We start from the raw sequence: 24,442 nt of genomic DNA, 5'->3' as shown, positions 1-24,442 counted from the left end.
AAAGAATAGAAAAATTAACGCCTAATGAAAATCGTAAACGCAAACATGATTTACGGCAAGTATGGAATATATTATTTGGTAAAAACAGGCTGTCAATGGAGGCAATTATCCAATGATTTTCCACAGTGGCAGATAGTTTATTACTACTACCAAAGATGGCAAGAGCAGGGAGTATATGATAAAGTATTAGAAAAAATACGCAATCAAACCAGAGTTGAAATGGGTCAAAAAGCAGATGCAAGCACCGGCATAATAGATAGCCAAAGTGTACGCAGTGCCAACAACAAATCGCTCATGAGCATAGACGGCAATAAGAAAGTAAAGGGCATTAAACGGCATGTGGAGGTAGACAAAAATGGATGGTTACTTACGGTAATGGTAAGCGTTGCACATGTACATGACAGCAAAGCAGCCGAACTACTCATGCGCAAACTCAAAGAAAACCATGTGGGGCATTAAACTGCTTATTGCTGATGGCGGATATAGAGGAGAGCTAATTGAAAAAGCAAAAATAGTATTTAACTATGTACTGTAAATTGTAATGAGAACAAAAGAAGAAACCAGTTTTAAACCATTACCCATGCGATGGGTAATAGAGAGAACATTTTCCTGGTTTGACAACGACAGAAGGCTTTGCAGAAATTACGAACTTCTATTTGACTCGGCTGAATCAATGGTTAAATTATCTGCAATAAAATTATTATTGAATAAAACATAAACAGGCTCTAATAAATAACGAAATCTCAACCTGGAAAAAACAACAAACTCTTACGTTATAACTGCAATGGCATAAATATTGAAATCACCCCGGCATGCAACAAACAAAACTTTGCATCATCACAGGAAAAAAGCCTTTACAAAAGGCAATAACATTCTTTTTACAGGCCTGGTTTCGCAACCCAACTGGACCATGTTTTCAGGGCAAATAAAATCCATTACATTTCCCAACCAAAGAGGTCACACTTATAAAAAAAATAAAATTCTAACCTCAAAAATCCCATTCATAAATTCGCAACAATTCGCTATCAGTATCACAACAACTGCCAAACTGTCCCCAAATCCACATCTATAACCCCCAAAATCAAATCAAACAAAACCAAATTCAGTAAAGGTCTGTCAAAACCAACATCAACCAACAGCAAACCCAACTCTTCCAAAACCAAAACCACTCTTAAACATTTTTAAACCTAACTTTCCCACAAACACAACTCAATGCTGTTATAAGTAGATTTTATTGTTTCATATTTTATTCATAAAAATCAGAAAATAAATATCTTGATTTGGGGAGAATAAAAACAAATAAATTTATGTGCAACTGCAACTCTAATTCTATTTCAATTTATTCTTGCAAGTATCCTCAACGATCTGATATGGCTGTTGACGATACTGATAAAGACTTAGCTAATTTTATAGCTTCAACTGATTATACAACTTATTTAGAGCGTTTTGGTCGTACTCCTTTAGCTGGGAGAAAACGATTGTTGACATACAATAATACTACAGTCCAGGCATTGTGGCTACCTACAATAAATAATGCAGATGAAAAGGAAGTTTTATTTACATTTTACAGACTAGGCACGACCAAATATTTAAGTTGGGTTGCCAATACTAGGGGTGAGCTATCAAATTTACTTGATATGAATGGAGAGTGGAAATTACTGACTGTAAATAATGATGTAGCAATTACAGGTTTATATACTGAAAGTAAATGGAATTCTCTTTCATTTAGCCCCGATATTAATCCAAGTGATTTGCCATTTCTTACATGCATGAATCAAATGTTATCAAGTATGGGAGCTGGTAGTATGGTGGTTTGTAGTATGGATTTAGAATTATGCTTACTTGGCCTTGCCATTGATTGTGCCATTCAATCATTATAAAAGTTAGTATAGCAAATGCAGAAAAAGAATATTGACTTATTCAAGATTGGATTTATTTTAGTTGCCTTTGTTTGGTTCTTGTCTGAAATTATTAAGGCAGGTTTAGAAAATATTAGAATTTATCAAATTTTTCTTTTCATTTCATGCATACTTGCATTATACGAAAAGATTAAAGATTATAGAAAAGAAGAGGAGTGAATTTGACTTTCAGTAAATTTCTTTGTTTCAAGATAAATATCCATCCAGTTTTTAAACGACTCGCTTAATTCTTAAGATTGTTTACTTCCAGTAAATATGGATTGTTATCTGTCAAATTATTGCGAATAACATGAAAACAAGTACAACCAACTTAGTCAATTTAATATTATTGATAATAATCTATGGAGGATTTATTTTCGAGATATTCAAAAATCAAGGATTAAGAGCCTGTTTAAATTTCAACGAAAAAAAAGAATAAGAGCACCTAAAAGAGAGGAAAAGATACAATTTATTAGGGATTGACTAAAATCTCTTAAAATGTATCCATCCAATCTAACAGATGCCCAATGGCAAAGAATAGAAAAATTAACGCCTAATGAAAATCGTAAACGCAAACATGATTTACGGCAAGTATGGAATATATTATTTGGTAAAAACAGGCTGTCAATGGAGGCAATTATCCAATGATTTTCCACAGTGGCAGATAGTTTATTACTACTACCAAAGATGGCAAGAGCAGGGAGTATATGATAAAGTATTAGAAAAAATACGCAATCAAACCAGAGTTGAAATGGGTCAAAAAGCAGATGCAAGCACCGGCATAATAGATAGCCAAAGTGTACGCAGTGCCAACAACAAATCGCTCATGAGCATAGACGGCAATAAGAAAGTAAAGGGTATTAAACGGCATGTGGAGGTAGACAAAAATGGATGGTTACTTACGGTAATGGTAAGCGTTGCACATGTACATGACAGCAAAGCAGCCGAACTACTCATGCGCAAACTCAAAGAAAACCATGTGGGGCATTAAACTGCTTATTGCTGATGGCGGATATAGAGGAGAGCTAATTGAAAAAGCAAAAATAGTATTTAAATAAGTAGTTTTTGTTTTCTAAGCACATATAATCTTACTTCTTATCAAAGAAACAGTTGATTTTTGCATCTTTGCTGAGATTTTTTTTTGCCGGTAATTGAAAAGTTTATACTACTTGTTAGCTCTAACTGTGAGTGTCCTCACTTGTTCTGCACAGCGATATCGTAACACGAATCATATGCATGGTTTAGATGTTACCATCAGCAGGTTAGTTCCTAATTTTTCTAAGGTACCCGATCAGAATTTTTTATTTCACGAAAGTTTGACTTATTCTATTGTTGCCGGACAGCGTATCCGTGCATTTGCAGGCATTAATTTTTTGGCACCAGCCAAAGGTGGTGTAACAAGATATGGCTTTCATATCGGATTTCTGGCCGGATCTAAAAACCCTACTGCCGGACTCATTTACGGGCCGGTTCTTTTTCATATAGTCAATAAGACTGCTTATGACAATGGTGCATTACGTAATTATCACAATACCGGTCTTGCCTTTGCCGTTGGAGTGTATTATGTTCCTGTTAGCCAGTTTGTTTTGTCAACTAAAATTGCTCCGGCACTCTATCATTATAGTGTGAGAAAGAAGAATGATATTAAAGTTATTGAAAGTAATGTAGACTCCCGTTCCGAAACTTTTTATATGGGCTTTTATAATCTGTTGAGTCTGAGTGTAGGTTATCGTTTTTAACGTTATGCTGATGGTGTAAAAAATCATCTTATAGAATACCTCGCTTAGCAAATAAACCTTTACTTTTGTGTTCAGTAATTTTATTAAAATGAGCAAGACAAACGAGGTATTAGATCAGGTAATCATAAAATTTGCCGGTGATTCCGGTGATGGAATGCAGTTAACCGGAACGCAATTTACCAACACAGCCGCACTGTTTGGAAATGACCTAAGTACATTTCCTGATTTTCCGGCAGAAATTCGTGCCCCACAAGGAACAGTTGCAGGTGTTTCGGGCTATCAGTTACATTTTGGTAGTGTAAATATTTTTACTCCGGGAGATAAATGTGATGTGCTTGTGGCTATGAATGCTGCAGCATTAAAAGTAAATCTGAAAAATCTTAAAGACACAGGAACTATCATTGCCAACAGCGATGGGTTTGACCCAAAGAATTTGCGACTTGCAAAATATCCGGATGGTCAGAATCCAATTGAAGATGGCTCGTTAGAAAAGTATAATCTTATAGTGATTGATGTCACTAAAATGACCCGTGCAGCATTGGTTGATTCGGGCTTAGGTACTAAAGAGATAGACCGTGCCAAAAACATGTTTGTGCTTGGTTTTCTCTATTGGATGTACAACCGTTCACTCGACAACAGTATCAAATTTTTGGAAGAAAAATTTGGTAAAAAACAAGCAATCCTCGATGCAAATATCAAAGTATTGAAAGCAGGATATCACTATGGTGATACAACAGAAACTTTCCGTACACGATACACTGTTCAGCCTGCAAAGATGAAACCCGGTGTTTATCGTAACATCATGGGAAATCAGGCAACAGCAATTGGATTGGTTGCCGCTGCACAGAAAGCCGGTGTAGATATATTTTTTGGTACTTATCCTATCACACCTGCATCAGACATTTTACATGAGTTGTCAAAATACAAAAGTTTTGGAATAAAGACTTTTCAGGCTGAAGATGAAATAGCTGCAGTATGTGCTTCAATAGGTGCATCATTTGGTGGCTCTTTAGGGGTTACATCATCTTCAGGTCCCGGTATAGCATTAAAGGGCGAAGCTATGGGACTGGCAACAATGCTTGAAATTCCATTGGTGGTTATTAATGTTCAACGTGGAGGCCCTTCAACCGGATTGCCAACTAAGACAGAACAGAGTGACTTAATGCAGGCACTTTATGGCAGAAATGGAGAAGCACCCATTCCGGTAATTTCATCGTCATCACCGGCAGATTGTTTTAACGCAATTTATGAATCCTGCCGCATAGCTATTGAATATATGACTCCAGTTATTTTTCTTTCTGATGGTTATATAGCTAATGGTGCTGAACCCTGGCAATTTCCTACTGCCGATCAGTTAAAGGAATTCAAAGTGAAATATGCAACTGAAAAAAATGGAGAGCATTTTCTTCCTTATAAACGTGATGAAAAGTTAGCACGACCATGGGCAATACCCGGTACAAAAGGTTTAGAGCATCGCATAGGTGGTCTTGAAAAACAACATGAAACCGGAAATATCAGCTACGACAACGAAAACCATCAGTTTATGGTTAAAATGCGTGAAGCTAAGGTAGAGAAAGTGGCAGATAGCATTCCTTTACAACAGTTAGACAGTGGACCGGAAAAAGGTAAACTACTTGTTGTAGGTTGGGGAAGCACCTATGGTGCAATTAAAACGGCTTGTCAGATGGCGCGCAGCGAAGGATATGATGTGGCGCATGCACATCTTACCTACCTCAAGCCATTCCCAAAGAATTTCGGTGAAATGTTGTTCAAATATGACAAAGTGTTGATGCCTGAAATGAACATGGGGCAACTTTCCAGAGTTGTAAGAGATAAATTTATGATACCTGCAATCAGCCTTAATAAAGTAATGGGAATACCGTTTTCCGCAACTGAAATTAAGGAAAAGATTGTTGAATTAATGAAATAATAAAAAGTAAAATTTTAATCAGTTTTTAATAGATAGTATTTTTATGGAAGCAACTGCAACAACGCCCACACCGTTATTTACTTCAAAAGATTTAGTAACCGATCAGGATATACGTTGGTGTCCGGGTTGTGGCGATTATTCAATACTAAAGCAGGTACAGACTGTAATTCCGGAGTTGGGCCTGCCACGCGAACAGATAGTTTTTATTTCCGGTATCGGATGCTCATCACGTTTTCCTTATTATATGGAAACGTATGGTATGCACTCTATTCATGGAAGAGCAACAGCCATTGCCAGCGGACTAAAAGCTGCACGCAAAGACCTTAGTGTTTGGATTGTAACCGGTGATGGTGATTCTATGTCTATCGGTGGAAATCACTTTATACATCTGCTGCGCAGAAACTTTAATGTGAATGTTCTGTTGTTTAACAATCAGATTTATGGACTTACAAAAGGTCAGTATTCGCCAACATCAGAAGCAGGTAAAGTAACTAAGTCAACACCTTTCGGTTCTATTGATCATCCATTTAATCCGGCAGCGTTGGCAATGGGTGCCGATGGAACTTTTGTAGCACGAAGCATGGATCGCGACCCTGTACATTTAAAAGAGATGCTCCGTCAAGCGGCAATGCATAAGGGAACTTCTTTCCTTGAAATTTATCAGAACTGCAACGTATTTAATGATGGTGCATTTGAAGTGTTTACAGAAAAAGCGTCTAAAAAACAAGAAGCACTTTTTGTTGAACATGGCAAACCTTTAGTGTTTGGCCAGAATGGTGAACTTGGAATAAAACTTGATGGATTTAAACCTGTCATCGTTAATCATGCAGAAAAGGGAATCAGCACAAACGACCTATGGATACATGATATGTACGACAGAGTGAAGTCAGGAATTTTAGCACGTTTCTTTGATAACCCCGCTAATGAAGGTCATTTTCCACGCCCATTTGGTATTTTTTATAGAGAAGAAAGAAGTTGCTATGAAGATGATTTGCTGCAACAGGTTGAAGCAGTTATTTCTTCAAAAGGTAAGGGAGATCTTAATAAACTTTTGCGTGGAAATGAAGTTTGGGAAATTCAGTAATCCTCGAACAGCATTAATATTTCTTTATTTTTTAACTGTGAATCCTTGTTTCTGTTAGTACAACAGAATAAATGGTTGTCGTAGGTCGGTTAAGTAATTACAATTTCTGTTTTTAAAAATTCAAATTGATATTATGATTGTATTTATCGGATATCTGGCATCAGCGTTTTTGGCTGTTTCATTGCTGATGAGCAATGCTTTTAAATTCAGATGGTATAATCTTGCAGGGCAAATTGCATTTATTATATACGGATTTCTTATCAATGCAATGCCTGTTATTATTGCCAATGCAATTCTGATGGTTATCAATATTTATCAGATAATTCAGCTTTATAAAAGCAAAGAAGCCTTTGATGTTATTCCTGTTAATGAAAGCGATCCGTTAACTGCACGATTTATAGAGCGAAACAAGAAAGAGATATTGGAGTATTTTCCGAAATTTGAAATTCATAAAACTTCGTCATTTGCCATTATTGTTTTTCGTGACATGACAGTAGCCAATATTTTTATTGCCGATGTATCTGAAGATGGTAATGCTACTGTAAAACTGAATTATACCATTCCAAAGTACAGAGATTATAAAGTTGGAAAATTCTTATTCGAACTGGAGAAAGATTTCTTAATCAAAAACGGATTGAAAAAAATCACATATAATAATCTCAATCATGCAGGACATATTCGCTTTATAGACTCGTTGGGATTCAGTAGAGGCAATGATACAGGAAACTATTTTAAAGTCTTAAGCAAAGATTGATTACTTACTTAATAGAAGTTTCTTTGTTACAGCATGTTTTCCATCACTAACATGAAGCAAATAAACACCGGCAGTTAGTGGTGGTGTTTTTACAGCAATAAAATTTTCTTGTAAATCTGTAATTGTTTGGAAAATTATTTTTCCGGTAACATCAGATAGTTGAATTACAGTTTTGTTTTTCAGCTGTTCAACAAAACGAATATTTAGTTCATCAGAATTGAATATTATTCCGGAAATAAACCCATCATCTGTAATATCGCGAATTCCTGTTGAAGCACTCATCCTGTCAAAGTAAACCCAATTTCCATTACCGCTGTTTTCAATCCATGCTACACCAACATCATTGGTAGTTCCGGAAAATGCAGTAATTGCAGGTAAATGATAGGAAGGTGTATCAACAACATTAAAATCACTGTAAGCAACAGGAGTGCTGAAAGCAGATGGCGTACTCAACGAGGCATTGGTAAACATCATTGGAAAAGGTGTGGGAGGTAGTGTGGCATTGGAATTATAGTAAGTTAAATAACAACCCCAGGCACCAAAAAACTCATAGTGACAGGCATCAAAATTGTAGTTGCTAAAACCATTATTACCGGCAACTATTTGTTCGGCTCCATAATTATTTCCATTATCTGTACTAATACGACATTTTATTACTTGTGAAGTGTCGCCTTCTGTAAAGAAAAACCAAACAATATTAAAATTGTAAACTGACTTGAACTGTTTCTTTTTTACAGCGGTATTAGTGACAATATCAATAAAAGCTGCTGCACCTATTGTACCCGGAACACTTTCATCATAAGTGGCTGCTCTGATTTTAGAAGTAGAAGGATCTCCGTTTACAGGACCATAATAATTTAATATCAATCGAGTACCTGACATATATACTTTAGGTGTTTGTCCGGACGATGTTACTGTTGCCGTGCTACCGCCCCAGGTTAATCCACCATCTAATGTTGTATAACGTTTTATAGTGAAGTTTAAGGGTTCATTAACAAACAAATAAATTACATTGCCTGCCGGTGAACCTGCTGCATCAAAATCTGCAACCGCAGAAGAAGTAAATGCACCAATAACACCGGTTTCTACATTTAATAAATACACACCGGCAGTTGTGCTATACAAACAATAAACGCTATCACTGCCTGTTCGCACCATTTTTGTTTTAGTTATAGCGGTTGCCATTGGTCCTGTTGTATTACTTACAGGAAGCCACGTGTTTCCATCGTTGGTTGATTTTAGTAACTGAATGGAATACATGCCAGCACTGCTGTCAGGCACTGCAAGATATAAGGTGCCATTACTCTTTGCTGCCAAACTATGTTGTGCAACCGGTTTGCCGTTGTAAACTAAAATGTCGTTCCACCATGCAAATGTATTTGATGTGTTAATGACAAATAAGATTAACAAGAATGTGTAGCGTATTTTCATATTCTGTTATTTTTATGCCTCTAAATTAGCTTTTATTTAAATATGAAGAATCTTATTTAACTTATTCTTTTCTATAAAATCTTTGCGTAGTTAGCTATATTCGCAGCCTAAATTTATATCCATGCGGTTATCAATTACTTTATTAACTGTTGCAATAGTTGCTGTTGCATGTAATAATTCAAAAACACCTGTACAAACTCATGATGAGTTGGTACAACACATTGACAGCAGTATTCGTCCCGGTGACGATTTTTTTATGTTTGCAAATGGACGATGGTTTGCCCGAAATCCAATTCCTGCAAGTGAACGTAGCAATGGTATTTTCAGGACTATTAACGACACCATCAACGCAACAATTTTACAGATTTGTCAAACGGCTGCCGGAAATACAAATGACAAAGGGAGCCTAAAGCAAAAAATTGGTGATTATTATTATAGCGGTATGGATACCATCAGTATTGACAAGGCCGGAATTGCACCACTGCATGAATATTTTTCAGAAATAGAACAGATAAAATCATTTGACGATGTGATGATGGTGGCAGCACATTTTCATAGAATTTCTGCTTCGCCACTTTTTGGTTTTTATGTAAACTCTGACGATATGATCAGCTCAAAGAATGCTGTTTTCTTATCGCAAGGTGGATTGGGCTTGCCTGATCGCGATTATTATTTTAATAACGATGAAAGAACAAAGAAAGTCAGAGAGGCATATCCTGAACATTTAAAGAAGATGTTTGAGTTGAGCGGCTATGATGAAAAGAAAGCAACCGATGCCGCTGCTGACGTTTACTCAGTAGAGTTAGCGTTGGCAAAAGTCAGCCGTAAGATGGAAGATTTGCGTGATCCATTTAAGAATTATAACAAGACATCAGTAAAAGAGTTGCAAGAGAAGTTGAAGTTTGTGCCGATGCAGACATTTTTCAGTGGTTTAGGAATGAATATGCCTGATACGGTTATTGTTGGTCAGCCCGAATTTTTTACTTATCTCAATCTTGCCACACAACAGTTTGGAATTGAAATCTGGAAAAATTATTTGCGCTGGCATTTATTACGTGGACTTGCACCTTACTTAAATACTGAGATTGAAAAACAGAATTTTAGTTTCTATGGGACATTATTAAATGGCGTAAAGGAACAACGCCCAAGATGGAAGAGGGTAGTTGAGGACACCGATGGGCAACTGGGTGAGTTGGTAGGACAGATTTATGTGGAGCAATATCTTCCAAAAGGAACTAAAGAAAAGTTGATGGAAATAGGTAATGCTGTAAAAGAAGTTTATCGCAAACGTATAAGCAGTCTTGACTGGATGAGTGATGCCACAAAAACAAAAGCAATTGCAAAGCTCGATGCCATGATTATGAAAGTAGGCTATCCCGATAAGTGGAAAGATATGAGTGCTTTGGAAGTTGATAGAACATCGTATGTGAAAAATGTGATACGCGCCAATGCCTGGCATTTCGACTATATGAAAAACAAATATGGAAAACCTGTGGACAGAACAGAGTGGAGTATGACGCCACAAACATATAATGCCTACTACAATCCATCCAATAATGAAATTGTTGTTCCCGCATGCAATATTACAGTGCCTGGCTATGAGAAAACATTAGCTGACGATGCAATTCTCTACAGCATCATTGGAGGAAGCACATTTGGTCATGAGTTCACCCATGGTTTTGATGATCAGGGAAGCAAGTACGATCAGTTTGGAAATTTAAATAACTGGTGGACTACTGAAGACAGCATTCGTTTTTATGCAAAGACAGGTGCCGTTGTAAATCAATACAATCATTATCTTGTGATTGATAGTTTGTATATTAATGGTGATATGACACAGGGTGAAAACATTGCCGACATTGGCGGTGTTGCAATGGGTCTTGAAGCATTCAAACAAACCAAGCAGTTTAAAGAAAATCAAACAATAGCAGGGCTTAATCCTATGCAACGTTTTTTTCTCGGCTATGCCTATGCATGGATGGTAAACATGCGTCCGGAAGCATTAGCAACAAGAGTGCTTACTGATGTGCATTCACCGGCTAAATTCAGAGTTATTGGCCCTTTGGTGAATATGCCGGAATTTTATGCTACTTTTGATGTAAAAGCAGGAGATAAAATTTTCCTTCCGGAAAATGAGCGTGTACATATCTGGTAGATTATTAACTTTAAAAAAACTTGTGTGATGAGAGAAGAATCAATAAAATATTATTCGCCAATCATTGGTCGCGATTTTGAAATGCTCATTTTCGGAGAAAGTGGTATTCCTGTAATTGCATTTCCAACAAGTATGGGAAGGCACTATCAAAACCGCGATTTCAAGTTAATTGAAAGTGTGGCAACTTATATCAATGATGGCTTTATTAAAATTTATTGTCCTGACAGCATTGATGAGATGAGTTGGTATAACACTCACATTCATCCTTCTGACCGTGTGCGAAATCATATCTTATACGATCAGATGATTTTAGAAGAAGTTGTAAGTCGTGCGCAAAAAGAAACCGCGCATGAAAAAGTAATAACTGCCGGATGTAGTTTTGGCGGTTATCAAGCTATAAACTTTGCATTTCGTCATCCTGAAGTTGTTGCACACACTTTCAGTATGGGTGGAGCTTTTGATATTAAAATGCATCTTGACGGTTTTTACGATGACAATGTTTATTTCAATAACCCACCGGATTATTTGCCCGATTTGGATAACGAGCATTTGTTTAAGATGGGAATAGTTCTTGGCGTAGGCGAACATGATTTTTGTATTGCACAGAACAAACGTCTTTCGGAAATTATGACTAAGAAAGGTATGGCTCATTGGCTCGATATTCGCCCCGGTGCCAACCATGACTGGCCGGTGTGGCGCGAAATGTTTCCGTCATACATTGAAGCATTACAAACAGCAAAGGTTTAGAATTCATAGTTTTTTTGTGAAAAGAGTTTATTGTCTCAGCTAATAGCATGGGGCTGCTTAAACATTTTTCTTTTACCGACAACCAACTACCGTTTACCGATATTTTTTTCTGTTTACTGAGTTTATTGATGCTATAGACCTATTAAGACTGTGAACTTGCTGTGAGGGCAACATATCTTTGTCCTATAATTCATAAAGAAGTAATAAAATGGAAAATCAAAAAGATAAATCAGGAATTGAAGACGTAAGAGAAGATGTATGGCGCAGATTTGAAAAAGATAATCAGCGTGGTAAAATATTTGGCGGCTTGATAATTATTTGTATTGGTGCATTATTGTTTGCCAGAGAAGCCGGTATTTATTTTCCGTCATGGATTTTTTCATGGCCAATGATATTGATAGTTGTAGGAATTTTTCTGGGTATAAAACATGCATTCCGAAATATGGCATGGATGGTGTTGGTACTTATTGGCGGATTATTTTTGATACGTAACAGTTTTCCTATTTTTGAATATAGAAATTTTATCTGGCCTGTTGTCATCATTTTATTGGGTTTGTTTGTTATTGTTAAGCCTTCTAGCCGTTTTCGCAGAGCCTGCAGACGAGGAAGGTTTCGTCCGCAAAATCCACAAGGTCAATATGGAAACTACACTAATATCCCGCCATCAGGAGAAGATTTTCTGGAAGCAGTTGCAGTTTTCGGAAGTATAAAAAAAAACATCATAAGTAAAGACTTTAAAGGGGGCGAAGTATCGGCTGTGTTTGGTGGTGCAGAAATTAATTTTATGCAAGCAGATATCCAAGGTAGGGTAGAGTTGGAAGTGAATCAGGTTTTTGGAGGAACAAAGCTTATTGTTCCGGCACATTGGGAGATAAAATCAGAAATTGCCGCAGTGTTAGGAAGTGTTGAAGATAAACGCCCGTTGCGCAATGCAACATTAACCGATGAAAAGAAGGTACTCATATTACGAGGTACCACTGTCTTCGGAGGCATTGACATTAATAGTTATTAATTTTTAATTTTTTTGTTTTCTAAACTAAATTGAAATGTATTATATAGCGAAAGTAATTTATCAGATAGTTATCAGTGGAAGTAAAAATAATCAGTTTGATGAGCAGCTTTTAATTATTAAAGCACAAACTATTGCCGATGCTTATTTGAAAGCACGTGCAATAGGAGCAGAAAAACAACATGAGTTTATTAATGATAAAAAGAATCCTGTTACATGGAAAATGATTGATGTTGCAGATATTACACCTGTTGAATCACCCGAGCATGGTTCTGTTGTATATTCGCAAGTTATAGAAGAAGACTCAGAATCGTTTATAGATTTTGTTAAACGAAAAGCACTGACGCTTCAAACACAATCACTTCTGTTTGCCTGATGAATAATGATTATTGAGAAATTAAAAAATTCAAGTGACCGGATTGTTTGGTGGCTTTGCTGGTACTTTTTTGTGGCAGCAGTGGTGCATCAGTTTGGTTTCGGCTGGTACTTGTCTTTTGCCGACAGTACAGTGATGCTGCTTTTATTATTTTTTACTTCGTGTAGCACCTATTTTGCATTCAATAAATTTCAAAAAATAGGAAACCGGTTTTTTGTGATATTGTGGAATATTGCCTTATCGCTGATTTCTGTTTTTATTTCAGGGTTGGTACTAACGTACTTAAATGTTGACGATGTAAAGTATTTAGCTTTTCTTGACTCATCAATGGTGGTTCGTTTTGCATGGTTTTTATTGATGAATCTTTTGGTAACTGTTATTTATGGTTTACAGGTAAATATACAGGAACACAAAAAATTAGAAGCACATAATAATGATACTGTCAGCCTGATGAAAGATGCAGAGCTTTCCGGATTGCGATTGCAACTACAGCCGCATTTTTTATTCAACAGCCTGAATTCTATAAATGCATTAATAGGCAGTGAACCTGCAAAAGCAAGAAGTATGGTATTGCAGCTTTCAGAATTTTTACGGGGCACTTTACAAAGAGATAATAAGAAACAGATAACGCTTCAGGACGAATTAAACCATCTTAAAATCTATCTTGAAATCGAGAAAGTCCGTTTTGGGCACCGATTGGTTACTAAAATGGAAATACCTGAAAACTGTTTGAATATGCTGGTGCCCCCGCTGATTTTACAGCCTATTGTGGAGAATGCCATTAAATTTGGCCTCTATGACACCACCGGTCAGGTAGCAATATCATTGCAGGTTGCTTGTAATGAAGGTCATTTGAAGCTGGTTGTTACCAACCCTTTTGATCCGGACACTGCTGCATCACAAAAAGGTACCGGCTTCGGCCTTGACGCAGTGCAAAGACGATTGTATCTGCTTTATGCACGCAACGATTTACTCAAAACAGAAAAAGGTGAAAATGTTTTCCTTACACAAATAAACATCCCTCAAATATGATTAAAGCAATTATAATTGATGATGAGCCTCTTGCCCGAGGCCTTGTATTAGAGTATCTTAAGGCATTTCCAAATATTGATGTTGTGCAGGAATGTAATGATGGGTTTGAAGGATTGAAAGCTATTCAGCAATTTCAACCACAACTGATTTTTTTGGACATACAAATGCCTAAGATTAATGGCTTTGAAATGCTTGAGTTGATTGAGAACCCACCAGGTGTGATTTTTACAACAGCATTTGATAGTTATGCAATAAAAGCTTTTGAAGCACATGCCATTGACTACCTCTTGAAACCATACAGCGAAGAGCGTTTTAATAAGGCAGTCTCTAAATTTTTGGGAGCAAATAGTAATGCACCTGCAATGGATTTAGTTAATGCAGAAAGCAATATTCTACCCGATGAAAAAAATCGTATTGTTGTAAAGGATGGAAGTAAGATTACAATTATTCCTGTTGATGATGTAGTTTACATTGAAGCTTATGATGATTATGTAAAAATACATACACAGAATGGCTTTAGGTTGAAGAAGAAAACCATGTCGTATTATGAAAACACACTTGACAGTGCACGATTTCTTCGTGTACACAGGGGCTATATCGTTAACCTTAGTCTCATTACCCGAATTGAGCAATATGAAAAAACATCACACATTGCATTGCTTAAAAACGGACAGAAAGTTCCATTGAGCAAGCAAGGCTATTCAAGATTGAAAGCTGTTTTAGGAATTTAAATTAATTAGAAAATGCTTTTTTATCTTTATGAAAGCTAATAGTCATTCTTGTTTTACAGGCTTTTTCTTTTTGTGCTTTAGCATCATCAGGGTTTGATTTTTCCAAAAATATAGCAGTTTTACAGGTGTAATTTGTCTTACCAGATTCAACCGAAAGGTGCGTGTTGACTTCAAATTTATAGGCTACGGCATCAGGTTTTATAAATGTGATTTGATAGTGGTTGTTTAGTTTAAGCTTAAATGTGTATTCCTTTGATATTTTCAAGCGGTTTACATTTCCGGACTCATCAGCAATAATAGCAACAATTGAATCATATAAATTATCTTCTGTCGAGATGTTAGTCTTTAGTTTCAGCCACTGAGCCTGACAGTTTACAGTGACGAAAAGCAATATAAACAGAAAACATGTTCTTGGCATTAACGTGCAGATTTTATTTGGTGCTTATACATTTGTACTGTATTTTGTAAACCAAAGTACAAAGCATCACTAATCAAAGCATGACCGATTGAAACTTCAACAATCTGCGGAATGTTTTTTATAAGATAATTAAGGTTGTGCAAATTTAAATCGTGCCCTGCATTAACACCAATGTTTAATGTGGCAGCATGCGTTGCTGCTTTTTGATAATCAGCAATTGCCTGTTGTGGCGATTTCTCAAACTCTGATGCATAGCGTTCAGTATAGAGTTCGATTCTGTCTGCACCAACGGTTGCTGCAGCATTTATTTGTTTTATGTCTGTATCCATAAAAAGAGATACTCTCATACCTTTTTGTTTTAACTCATCAACAATTTTTTTTAAAAATGCTTGCTCACGAATAGCATCCCAGCCTGCATTGGAAGTTAGTACCTCTGGCGAATCGGGCACCAAGGTAACCTGATGTGGCTTTACCAACATAACCAATTTCAAAAAGTCTTCCGAAGGATATCCTTCAATATTAAATTCTGTGGTAACACATTCTTTAAGCTCATAAACATCACGATAGCGGATATGTCTTTCGTCAGGGCGTGGATGAACAGTTATTCCTTCGCCACCAAAACGTTCAATATCTAAAGCTGCTTTAACCACATTGGGAATATTTCCGCCTCGGGCATTGCGCAATGTGGCAATCTTATTAATGTTGACACTTAGTTTACATGCTGTCATATACTCTGTAAATGTGAGACAAATGTACTATGTTTGCCGGCAGATTCGATTTGGGAAGAAATATTCATGAACACAAAGGCTTATATTAAAGATTTTATTCCACCATTAAAAAGTTCCGACACCGTAGTCAGAGCCTTGCAATGGATGCAGGCTTTTAATTTGAATCACCTGCCAGTTGTTGATGGCATAAAATACAAAGGCATTGTAACCGAAAACGATCTGAAAAAGATTGAAGATAAAGAAAAGGTGCTTGCAGATTGTGAATTGGAATACCAGAATGTTTACATTTTTGAGACGCAATATATTTATGATGCATTGGAATTAGTTACCGTAAAAGGTCTGAATATTGTTCCTGTTATCAGTAAAGAAGGTAATTATCGTGGACTTCTTACCTTGGTGGATATTATAGATTGTTTTGCACAAAACAGTTCAGTTAAAACACCTGGTGGTATCATTATTCTGAATGTTGAACGGAAAAATTATTCCATGCAGGAAATTGCCAGAATTACAGAATCTAATGGAGCATTAATTTTAAGTTCATCAGTCAATCAACTCCCGGACAGCGATATTTTTGAAGTTACCTTAAAGGTTGATAAACTTGATCTGTCGCGGGTTCTTGCAGGGTTTTACAGAATGGACTATAATGTTGTGGCATCATATCAGACAAGCGATTTGCCAACTGATTTAGAAGACCGTTATCAGGCATTTATGACATACCTTAATGTTTAAAAGCGCATTTTTAATAAATCTGTTTTTTGTATTTTGTTTTTGCAGTTTTGCTTCAGATTCTCTACAAGTAGATACAAATACAATCTATATAAGACAGATTGTTGTTACAGGGAATAAAGTAACACGCTATTCTGTCATTCAACGCGAGTTAGCCTTCAGTCAGGGACAAACAATGACTGTTGATGAGTTGGATAAAAAAATCACCAAGAGTAGAGAGAACTTATTGAATATTTCACTTTTTAATTTTGTGAACATCAATAAGCAACTTATCGGAAACGATATGTATGTGATAATAGATGTTGTTGAGCGTTGGTATATTTTTCCTGTGCCTATTTTCGAAGTGGTTGACCGTAATTTTTGGGAATGGTGGCGTGATAAAAATCTGAAAAAAGCCAATTATGGTTTTTATTTAAACTGGGAAAATTTCAGAGGCAGGAGAGAGAATGTAAAGTTGTTGCTTAGATATGGTTATTCGCAAAGACAGGGTTTTATGTACAGCATTCCCAGCATTGATAAGAGTCAAAATAATGGGTTGGTGTTTACTGCCTTACAAACAAGAATGCGTGAAATCCCCTACAAGTTGGAAAACAACAAATTGGTGTATTTTGAAAATGGAAATGAGTTTTTGAGAAAGGAATACATTGCAAACATAAGATTCATTCACCGCCAAGGATTCAATAAGACCTATACTTTTACCGGAGGTTATCAGTACAACATTATCTCCGATACACTACTTTCTCTCAACAGAGATTATTTTGTAAGTGGTCATAAGTATGAAAGCTATCCTGTAATTTCTTTTGAATATAAAGATGATGCCCGCGATATCAGGAACTACCCATTAAAGGGCTACTTTTTAAGTCTTGAGTTTACAAAATACGGTTTTGGCATAAGTGATAACGATCCGTCAGTAACCTATATAATAGCACATTTTAAAAAATTCTGGCAACTGAACAATTCATGGGCTACAGCATTTTCTTTTAAAGGTAAATTATCAGGAAACAATGATGTGCCGTTTTATAACCAGATAGCTTTGGGCTACAGAGGCGATTTAGTCAGAGGCTATGATCCCTATGTTATCAATGGTGAAAATTTTGCACTTTTTAAAAGTTTAGTAAAATACGCCATAATTCAGCCTAAATCATTTAATATTCCTGTTGGCTTGCCACAAAGTTTCACTCGAATACCATATGCCCTTTATGCTAATTTATTTTTTGATGCAGGGTATGTTCGCGACAAACGCTTCTATCAAAACAACCCATTATCAAACAAATGGCTCTACAGCTATGGTGCAGGACTTGACTTTGTAACCTACTATGATTTGGTGCTTCGTGGCGAGTTTGCCTTTACCGGAAATGGAAAATCCGGAATTTTTCTGCACCTTACAGCACCAATTTAATAACTTTGCTCGATGACAATTGCCGTATATGCCAGAAATGTAAATGAAAAAGTGCTTGCAGCACTCGATGTTGTATGGACGCAATTACGTCAGAATGAGGTTGATGTTTTGTTGTATGGAACCTTGTATCGTCATTTGAAAAAGTCAGGTAATGAAATGCAAAATGTTCATGTATTCAGCACTTCATCAGAGATAGCAGGTAAAGCCGATTTTCTATTCAGCATTGGTGGTGACGGTACCATATTGGACACCATTAAACTAGTAAAAAATTCAGGCATTCCTGTATTGGGTATCAACACCGGCAGACTTGGTTTTTTATCTATTGTATTGCCTGAGGCAATTACCGAAGCCATAAACAGTATTCTCAAAGGACACTATTCACTCGATAAAAGAGCAATGCTTAGGTTAGAAACCGATAAAGAAATATTTGGTGATGTGCCTTATGCTCTCAATGAACTTGCAATTCATAAGAAGGATAGCTCGTCAATGATAATAATTCATGCTTTTTTAAATGGAGAATACCTAAACTCCTATTGGGCAGACGGACTTCTGATTGCCACCCCCACGGGGTCAACAGGATATTCTTTAAGTTGCGGAGGGCCTGTAATTGCACCTGCATCAGGAAATTTTGTGATTACACCCATTGCTCCCCATAACCTTAATGTGCGTCCTATCGTAGTATCGGATAAAAATGTAGTTTCATTGGAAGTTGAAGGACGAAACCCATATTTTATGGCATCACTGGACTCCAGATCAGTAACCATAGATTCATCCGTACAACTGGCAGTCAGACGGGAGGATTTCAGTTTCAATCTGGTACGGTTCGATAACGATAATTTCCTTCAAACCTTAAGAAACAAGCTAAATTGGGGGCTTGATGCCCGTAATTGGTAAGAATATATTATAATTGTACCTGCAAATATTTGAAATGTTTATTTTTGTCAATAACCACCCGGGCTTATGAACGATAAATACAAGAAATTACTGCTTGTTGGCTTAATTTTAATTCCATTTTTAGGTAATGCACAAGTTGCTAAAAAGCGATGGAAGGCCTACCGTATTGAGTATATTGCAGGACTAGGAGTAACCAACTTTTTAGGTGAACTTGGAGGTGCCAACAGAGTAGGCTCACATGCCTTCCGAGATTTGGAATTTTCAATGACACGTCCTGCCGCTATGATCGGCTATCGCTACAAACTTTCACCAACGTTTGCCTGGTGCTCTAAATTCTCTTACGGAATAGTTTCCGGGGATGATGCATTAACAAAAGAGCATTTCAGAAACCAAAGAAACCTCAGTTTTAAATCCAACATATTTGAATTAAGTACCAACATCGAAATCTCATTCCTGCAAGAACAGGTCGGACACCGCTATAAACTTCGTGGTGTTAGGGGTATGCGAAATGTTGAAATCTCTGCTTATGGATTTTTAGGAATTGGCGTTTTTCACTTTAATCCAAAAGCTAAACTTGACGGACAATGGTATCAACTTCAGCCTTTAGGAACAGAAGGACAAGGTGTTGTTGCATCGAGAAGTAAATATAAGCGAACACAGTTATGCGTTCCTTTAGGACTTGGAGCAAAATATGCAATTGACCGTCAGATAAGCGTAGGTCTTGAATTAGGTCTGCGTTATACATTTACTGATTATATTGATGATGTAAGCAAAAGTTACTATTATGACAGAGGTGGTTCTTTGGTTGAAATCCTTGCAGACCGCAGTCATGATGATAACTCACATGTAGGTGAACAGCGTGGTGACCCCAGATGGAACGATGCCTATGTTTTCGCTATGTTTAATATTTGTTATAAAATAAGAACGGGTAGGGTAAATTATCCTATGTTCTGATGTAATTTTCAGAATATTTTTCCGTTTTTATTGCTGTTTTTCAGCCATGCGCAAAATTTTAATCTTATTTTTTACAATCGTGGTTCTTCAACCACAAAAAACATCAGCACAAAGTAGTGAGTTAGGATTATTGCTTGGTGTAGCTTCCTATAAAGGCGAAATAAACACACATCTTTTTAACCCAGAGGCCTTTAATCCAGCAGCAGGGCTTTATTATAAACGATGCTTAAACAGTTTTTGGTCATTTCGTTTAGGTTTAACTTATGGACAGATAACAGGAAGTGATGCCATAGCCAAGGAGGATTTTAACCAGTACAGAAATCTTTCTTTCAGGAGTGATATTTGGGATGCAAGTGCCTTGTTTGAGTTTAATTTTTTTCCATTCCAGACTGCTTCGGAACACTCTTCTAAAATAGCTCCATATCTGGTTGCAGGAGTTACATTCTTTCATCACAACCCACAAGGTTTTATCAATGGTTCGTGGCACGATTTGCAGCCTCTGGGCACCGAAGGGCAGGGTAGTGGACTACCTAACACAACTGGAAAATACAAACGTGTGCAGTTTGCTTTTCCTATGGGTGGTGGAATAAAATTTAAATTGTCGAACAGGTTTTCTCTTTCTGTTGAAGCTATTGCACGAAGAACTTATACCGATTATTTAGATGATGTAAGTACAGTATATCCCGATCAGAATGAACTGAGGAACACAAACGGTGTTCTTGCAGCTGAACTTTCTGACAGAACAATATTTGCCGGCTCAAATATTAATGCAAAACGTCAAAGAGGAAATGCCTCTGATAAAGACTGGTATATGATGGGTGGCGTCACCATCAATTGGACACTTTCAAAGAAATATACCGATAAGTGTAAACCTTTCCGTACCAAGCTGAGATAATATTTTTACGTACTCAGTTTAATCTTCCACCCAAACTTTTAACTAATTTTGCATTCCGTTTTTTTACGAATGGATTTACTTAAAGATTTAAAAGAAAAATATACAGCACATCCTGCTGTACAGGAACTCTTTTTGCAAATAGGTAAACAAGCTTCAAAAACACACCTTCAAAGTACTGCCGGTTCTGCTTCATCATTTATTGCATCTGCAACTTTTGAACATGAACCTGCCCCAATGCTTTTTATTTTACCCGACAGAGAGGAAGCTGCCTATTTTCTCAACGACATGGAGAACCTGAATCCGGGAAAGAAAGTATTTTTCTTTCCTTCTTCCTATAGAAAGCCGTTTAAACTGAATGCACATGAAAATGCATCTATTCAAATGCGTACAGAGGTGCTCAGTCATATCAATAAGCACAGTCAGTCCTTTATTGTAGTATCGTATGCAGAAGCTGTTGCAGAGAATGTTGTAACACGACATGCACTTGAGAAAAACACTATTGAAGCACGTGTGGGTGAGCATCTAAGCATTGATTTCGTAAATGATTTTCTCACAGAAAACAATTTTCATAGAACTGATTTTGTTTTTGAACCGGGACAGTTTGCCATTAGAGGAGGTATTGTTGATGTTTATTCCTATGCCTATGAGTTGCCTTTCAGAATAGAGTTTGATGGTAATAAAATTGAATCCATTCGCTCATTTGATCCGGTGACACAATTGTCCGAAAAGAATCTTCACTTTGTTACTGTCATTCCAAACATTCAAACTGAAATGCAGCAGAATGTAACAGAGTCGTTTTTTAAATTTCTTCCTGAAAATACTTTAATATGGACGCGTGATCTTTCTTATTCGCTTAGTTACCTTGATGAAAATTTAACAGTGCTTAAAAATCAGTCATCTGAAAATGATGAAACAGAAGAAGGTGATGATCCAAAAATTATTTATGATTCTATTGAAGAAATTAAATCTGTTCTAACGGCCTTCAGGCAGGTAGAGTTTGGTTTAAAAGCATTCTATGAGAATGCAGTTGGAATAAAATTCAATATACAAACACAACCACAGTTCAATAAAAATTTCAATTTACTTGCCGGTTATTTAATAGAGAATAGCGAAAAACAGTTTAAGTCATACATTTTTTCTGATTCGGCTAAACAAGTGGAACGCATCTATGCCATTTTTGACGATTTAAGTTTTAAGAAAGAAATTCAGCGTGACGATATACACTTTAATCCTGTTTACACTTCCTTGAACAAAGGCTTTACCGATTTGGATATAAAAGTCTCTCTATTTACAGATCATCAGATATTTGATCGTTATCATCGTTTTAAACTTCGTAAAAATTACAGCCGCAACGAAGCTATTTCCATTAAAGAACTTTATAGCCTCAAACCCGGTGATTATGTAACACATATTGATCATGGTGTCGGGCGATTTGGTGGTTTGGAGAAATTAAACATAGATGGCCGTCAGCAAGAGGCAATCAGATTGGTGTATAAAGACAATGATATTCTATATGTAAGTATTCACAGTCTGCATCGTATAGCGCGATTTACGGGTAAAGACGGAACTGCGCCATCGCTCAATAAGTTGGGTAGTACATCATGGGCATCGCTCAAACAAAAAACAAAGAAGAAAGTAAAAGATATTGCCCGTGATTTGATTGCACTTTATGCCAAGCGAAAATCTCAGGAAGGGTTTGCCTATGCCCCCGATAATTATCTGCAAACAGAATTGGAAGCAAGTTTTATCTATGAAGATACTCCCGACCAGATAAAGGCAACACGAGATGTAAAGAAAGATATGGAAAGTGCATCGCCAATGGACAGGTTAATTTGTGGTGATGTTGGATTTGGAAAAACAGAAATTGCCATTCGTGCAGCTTTTAAAGCCGTAAACGACAGTAAGCAAGTCGCTATATTAGTTCCTACAACAATATTGGCAATGCAGCATTACAGAACCATTAGCGAAAGATTGAAAGATTTTCCGTGTACTATTGATTACATCAATCGTTTTAAGTCAACTGCACAACAAAGCGAGACACTGCGTAAACTCGCAGCAGGTAAAATTGATATTATCATTGGCACACACAGACTGCTGAGCAAGGATATTAAATTCAGTAATCTTGGCTTGTTGATTATTGATGAAGAACAGAAATTCGGTGTTGCAAGTAAAGAAAAAATAAAATCACTTAAAGTAAATGTTGACACACTAACATTAACGGCAACACCCATTCCAAGAACACTGCAGTTTTCATTGATGGGTGCACGAGATTTGTCAATCATCAACACGCCACCACCTAATCGCTATCCGGTAACAACAGAGTTACATACGTTTAATGACAAAGTTATACGCGAGGCAATTATGTATGAGGTTTCGCGTGGAGGTCAGGTCTTTTTTGTTCACAACCGTGTTCAGGATATTCACGATATTTCTGATATGATCAGGAAACTTTGTCCTGATGTAAAAATAGTTGTAGGTCATGGGCAAATGGACGGCAGTCAGCTTGAAGAAGTGTTGATGACTTTTATTGAGGGTGATGCAGATGTTTTAGTGGCTACAACCATTATCGAATCCGGAATTGATATCAGTAATGCCAATACGATTATCATCAATCAGGCACAAAATTTTGGATTGAGTGATTTGCATCAGATGCGAGGCAGGGTAGGGCGAAGCAATAAAAAAGCTTTTTGTTATTTGGTGGCACCACCACTCACTGTGTTAACGCCAGAGGCACGTCAAAGGCTGCAGGCCATAGAAGAATATTCTGATTTAGGAATGGGATTTCAGGTAGCTTTGCGCGATTTGGATATTCGTGGTGCAGGAAATTTATTGGGAGGCGAACAAAGCGGTTTTATTTCTGAAATTGGATTTGAAATGTATCAGAAAATCTTAGACGAAGCTTTGATAGAATTGCGTGAGTCCGATTTTAAAGAATTATTTCCTGCTGATGATAACAAACCGATTGTTGCCGATTGTCAGATTGAAACCGATCTTGAAATTTTGATTCCTACACGTTATGTAGAGAATATTGTTGAACGATTGAATCTTTACAAAGAGTTGGATGATGTTGAAACAGAAGAGAAACTAAGTGCTTTTGAAAGTCAGCTCCGTGATAGATTCGGGCCTGTGCCAAAACAGGTTAAGGAGTTGTTTGAAACCATCAGACTACGATGGAAAGCAAAATCATTAGGTTTTGAAAAACTTATTTTAAAGAATGGGCAATTAAAGGGATACCTTGTTTCCAATCCTGATTCGCGTTTGTATAAAAGCGATTTGTTTACGCAGATTATCAATTTCGTTAAAGGCAATCCATCACGTTGTCGTATGAAAGAAGATAAAGGAAAACTGAGTTTAACCTTTTATAAGATTGAAACTGTAAACGATGCGAATACCGTTTTCCAGAAGATGCTTAACCCATCTGTGGCTACTGCATAGACTGAATATTGTACATTTGCAACCGCTAATTTGGTCCTGTAGTATAATGGATAGTACGCAGGTCTCCGGAACCTGAGATTCGAGTTCGACTCCCGACAGGACCACTT

Annotated in this window: 23 protein-coding genes and 1 tRNA gene; 21 read left to right on the top strand and 3 right to left on the bottom strand. The window is 36.8% G+C overall.

Features of this window, described 5'->3' with window-relative positions:
- Nucleotides 1-24: 24 nt before the first annotated feature.
- The 8 genes from V9G42_12515 to V9G42_12480 all read left to right on the top strand — a co-directional run bounded on the left by V9G42_12515 (nt 25) and on the right by V9G42_12480 (nt 7,405).
- Nucleotides 25-459: a transposase gene (locus tag V9G42_12515; protein ID MEI2760244.1), complete on the top strand. Its 435-nt coding sequence runs from the start codon at nt 25-27 to the stop codon at nt 457-459.
- 82 nt (nt 460-541) lie between these two features.
- A complete protein-coding gene (locus tag V9G42_12510; GenBank protein MEI2760243.1) occupies nt 542-718 on the top strand; it encodes a transposase in 177 nt (58 codons plus the stop codon).
- A gap of 589 nt (nt 719-1,307) precedes the next feature.
- Nucleotides 1,308-1,880, top strand: a complete 573-nt coding sequence (locus V9G42_12505) for a hypothetical protein (protein ID MEI2760242.1) — start codon at nt 1,308-1,310, stop codon at nt 1,878-1,880.
- Nucleotides 1,881-2,454: 574 nt separating this feature from the next.
- The gene (locus V9G42_12500; GenBank protein MEI2760241.1) at nt 2,455-2,889 is read left to right on the top strand and encodes a transposase; all 435 of its coding nucleotides are present in this window, start codon (nt 2,455-2,457) and stop codon (nt 2,887-2,889) included.
- 241 nt (nt 2,890-3,130) lie between these two features.
- Nucleotides 3,131-3,637: a hypothetical protein gene (locus tag V9G42_12495; GenBank protein ID MEI2760240.1), complete on the top strand. Its 507-nt coding sequence runs from the start codon at nt 3,131-3,133 to the stop codon at nt 3,635-3,637.
- An 88-nt stretch (nt 3,638-3,725) separates the two neighbouring features.
- Nucleotides 3,726-5,567, top strand: coding sequence for a 2-oxoacid:acceptor oxidoreductase subunit alpha (locus V9G42_12490; GenBank protein ID MEI2760239.1), 1,842 nt, complete (start codon nt 3,726-3,728; stop codon nt 5,565-5,567).
- Nucleotides 5,568-5,610: 43 nt separating this feature from the next.
- Complete coding sequence (locus V9G42_12485; protein ID MEI2760238.1) at nt 5,611-6,651, top strand: 2-oxoacid:ferredoxin oxidoreductase subunit beta; 1,041 nt, start codon at nt 5,611-5,613, stop codon at nt 6,649-6,651.
- Nucleotides 6,652-6,784: 133 nt separating this feature from the next.
- On the top strand, nt 6,785-7,405 hold the full coding sequence (locus tag V9G42_12480) for a hypothetical protein (GenBank protein MEI2760237.1): 621 nt from the start codon (nt 6,785-6,787) through the stop codon (nt 7,403-7,405).
- On the opposite strand, the gene V9G42_12475 is transcribed toward V9G42_12480, so the two are convergent.
- Nucleotides 7,406-8,836, bottom strand: a complete 1,431-nt coding sequence (locus V9G42_12475; GenBank protein MEI2760236.1) for a T9SS type A sorting domain-containing protein — start codon at nt 8,834-8,836, stop codon at nt 7,406-7,408.
- A 121-nt stretch (nt 8,837-8,957) separates the two neighbouring features.
- Here V9G42_12475 and V9G42_12470 point away from each other — a divergent pair, with 121 nt between their 5' ends.
- From V9G42_12470 to V9G42_12445, 6 genes are all read left to right on the top strand, one after another.
- Nucleotides 8,958-10,991: a M13 family metallopeptidase gene (locus V9G42_12470; protein ID MEI2760235.1), complete on the top strand. Its 2,034-nt coding sequence runs from the start codon at nt 8,958-8,960 to the stop codon at nt 10,989-10,991.
- 27 nt (nt 10,992-11,018) lie between these two features.
- Nucleotides 11,019-11,738: an alpha/beta hydrolase-fold protein gene (locus V9G42_12465; GenBank protein MEI2760234.1), complete on the top strand. Its 720-nt coding sequence runs from the start codon at nt 11,019-11,021 to the stop codon at nt 11,736-11,738.
- Nucleotides 11,739-11,946: 208 nt separating this feature from the next.
- Nucleotides 11,947-12,750 (top strand): DUF5668 domain-containing protein, encoded by an 804-nt coding sequence (locus tag V9G42_12460; protein ID MEI2760233.1) that lies wholly within the window; start codon nt 11,947-11,949, stop codon nt 12,748-12,750.
- Nucleotides 12,751-12,784: 34 nt separating this feature from the next.
- Complete coding sequence (locus V9G42_12455) at nt 12,785-13,123, top strand: DUF4288 domain-containing protein (GenBank protein ID MEI2760232.1); 339 nt, start codon at nt 12,785-12,787, stop codon at nt 13,121-13,123.
- Nucleotides 13,124-13,129: 6 nt separating this feature from the next.
- Nucleotides 13,130-14,155, top strand: a complete 1,026-nt coding sequence (locus V9G42_12450; GenBank protein ID MEI2760231.1) for a histidine kinase — start codon at nt 13,130-13,132, stop codon at nt 14,153-14,155.
- Entirely contained in the window at nt 14,152-14,886 is a 735-nt protein-coding gene (locus tag V9G42_12445; protein MEI2760230.1) for a LytTR family transcriptional regulator DNA-binding domain-containing protein, read from the top strand. Before V9G42_12450 ends, V9G42_12445 begins: the two co-directional genes overlap by 4 nt.
- 1 nt (nt 14,887) lies before the next feature.
- On the opposite strand, the gene V9G42_12440 is transcribed toward V9G42_12445, so the two are convergent.
- Together V9G42_12440 and V9G42_12435 are read right to left on the bottom strand one after the other, a co-directional pair.
- Complete coding sequence (locus V9G42_12440; protein MEI2760229.1) at nt 14,888-15,304, bottom strand: hypothetical protein; 417 nt, start codon at nt 15,302-15,304, stop codon at nt 14,888-14,890.
- Nucleotides 15,304-16,032 (bottom strand): pyridoxine 5'-phosphate synthase, encoded by a 729-nt coding sequence (locus V9G42_12435; GenBank protein ID MEI2760228.1) that lies wholly within the window; start codon nt 16,030-16,032, stop codon nt 15,304-15,306. Before V9G42_12435 ends, V9G42_12440 begins: the two co-directional genes overlap by 1 nt.
- A gap of 66 nt (nt 16,033-16,098) precedes the next feature.
- Here V9G42_12435 and V9G42_12430 point away from each other — a divergent pair, with 66 nt between their 5' ends.
- From V9G42_12430 to V9G42_12400, 7 genes are all read left to right on the top strand, one after another.
- A complete protein-coding gene (locus tag V9G42_12430) occupies nt 16,099-16,761 on the top strand; it encodes a CBS domain-containing protein (protein MEI2760227.1) in 663 nt (220 codons plus the stop codon).
- Entirely contained in the window at nt 16,754-18,157 is a 1,404-nt protein-coding gene (locus tag V9G42_12425) for a POTRA domain-containing protein (GenBank protein ID MEI2760226.1), read from the top strand. Before V9G42_12430 ends, V9G42_12425 begins: the two co-directional genes overlap by 8 nt.
- A gap of 12 nt (nt 18,158-18,169) precedes the next feature.
- Nucleotides 18,170-19,051, top strand: a complete 882-nt coding sequence (locus tag V9G42_12420) for an NAD kinase (GenBank protein MEI2760225.1) — start codon at nt 18,170-18,172, stop codon at nt 19,049-19,051.
- Between the two features lie 66 nt (nt 19,052-19,117).
- Nucleotides 19,118-20,005 (top strand): DUF6089 family protein, encoded by an 888-nt coding sequence (locus V9G42_12415; GenBank protein ID MEI2760224.1) that lies wholly within the window; start codon nt 19,118-19,120, stop codon nt 20,003-20,005.
- A 46-nt stretch (nt 20,006-20,051) separates the two neighbouring features.
- A complete protein-coding gene (locus tag V9G42_12410; protein ID MEI2760223.1) occupies nt 20,052-20,900 on the top strand; it encodes a DUF6089 family protein in 849 nt (282 codons plus the stop codon).
- A gap of 69 nt (nt 20,901-20,969) precedes the next feature.
- Complete coding sequence (gene mfd, locus V9G42_12405; GenBank protein MEI2760222.1) at nt 20,970-24,335, top strand: transcription-repair coupling factor; 3,366 nt, start codon at nt 20,970-20,972, stop codon at nt 24,333-24,335.
- Between the two features lie 32 nt (nt 24,336-24,367).
- Nucleotides 24,368-24,439 (top strand) — tRNA-Arg (locus V9G42_12400).
- Nucleotides 24,440-24,442 lie beyond the last annotated feature (3 nt).

The organism is Bacteroidia bacterium, assembly GCA_037045145.1.
Lineage (GTDB): Bacteria > Bacteroidota > Bacteroidia > AKYH767-A > OLB10 > OLB10.
Note: the sequence above shows the minus strand (reverse complement) of the source record. Positions and strands in the feature narration are given on the sequence as shown.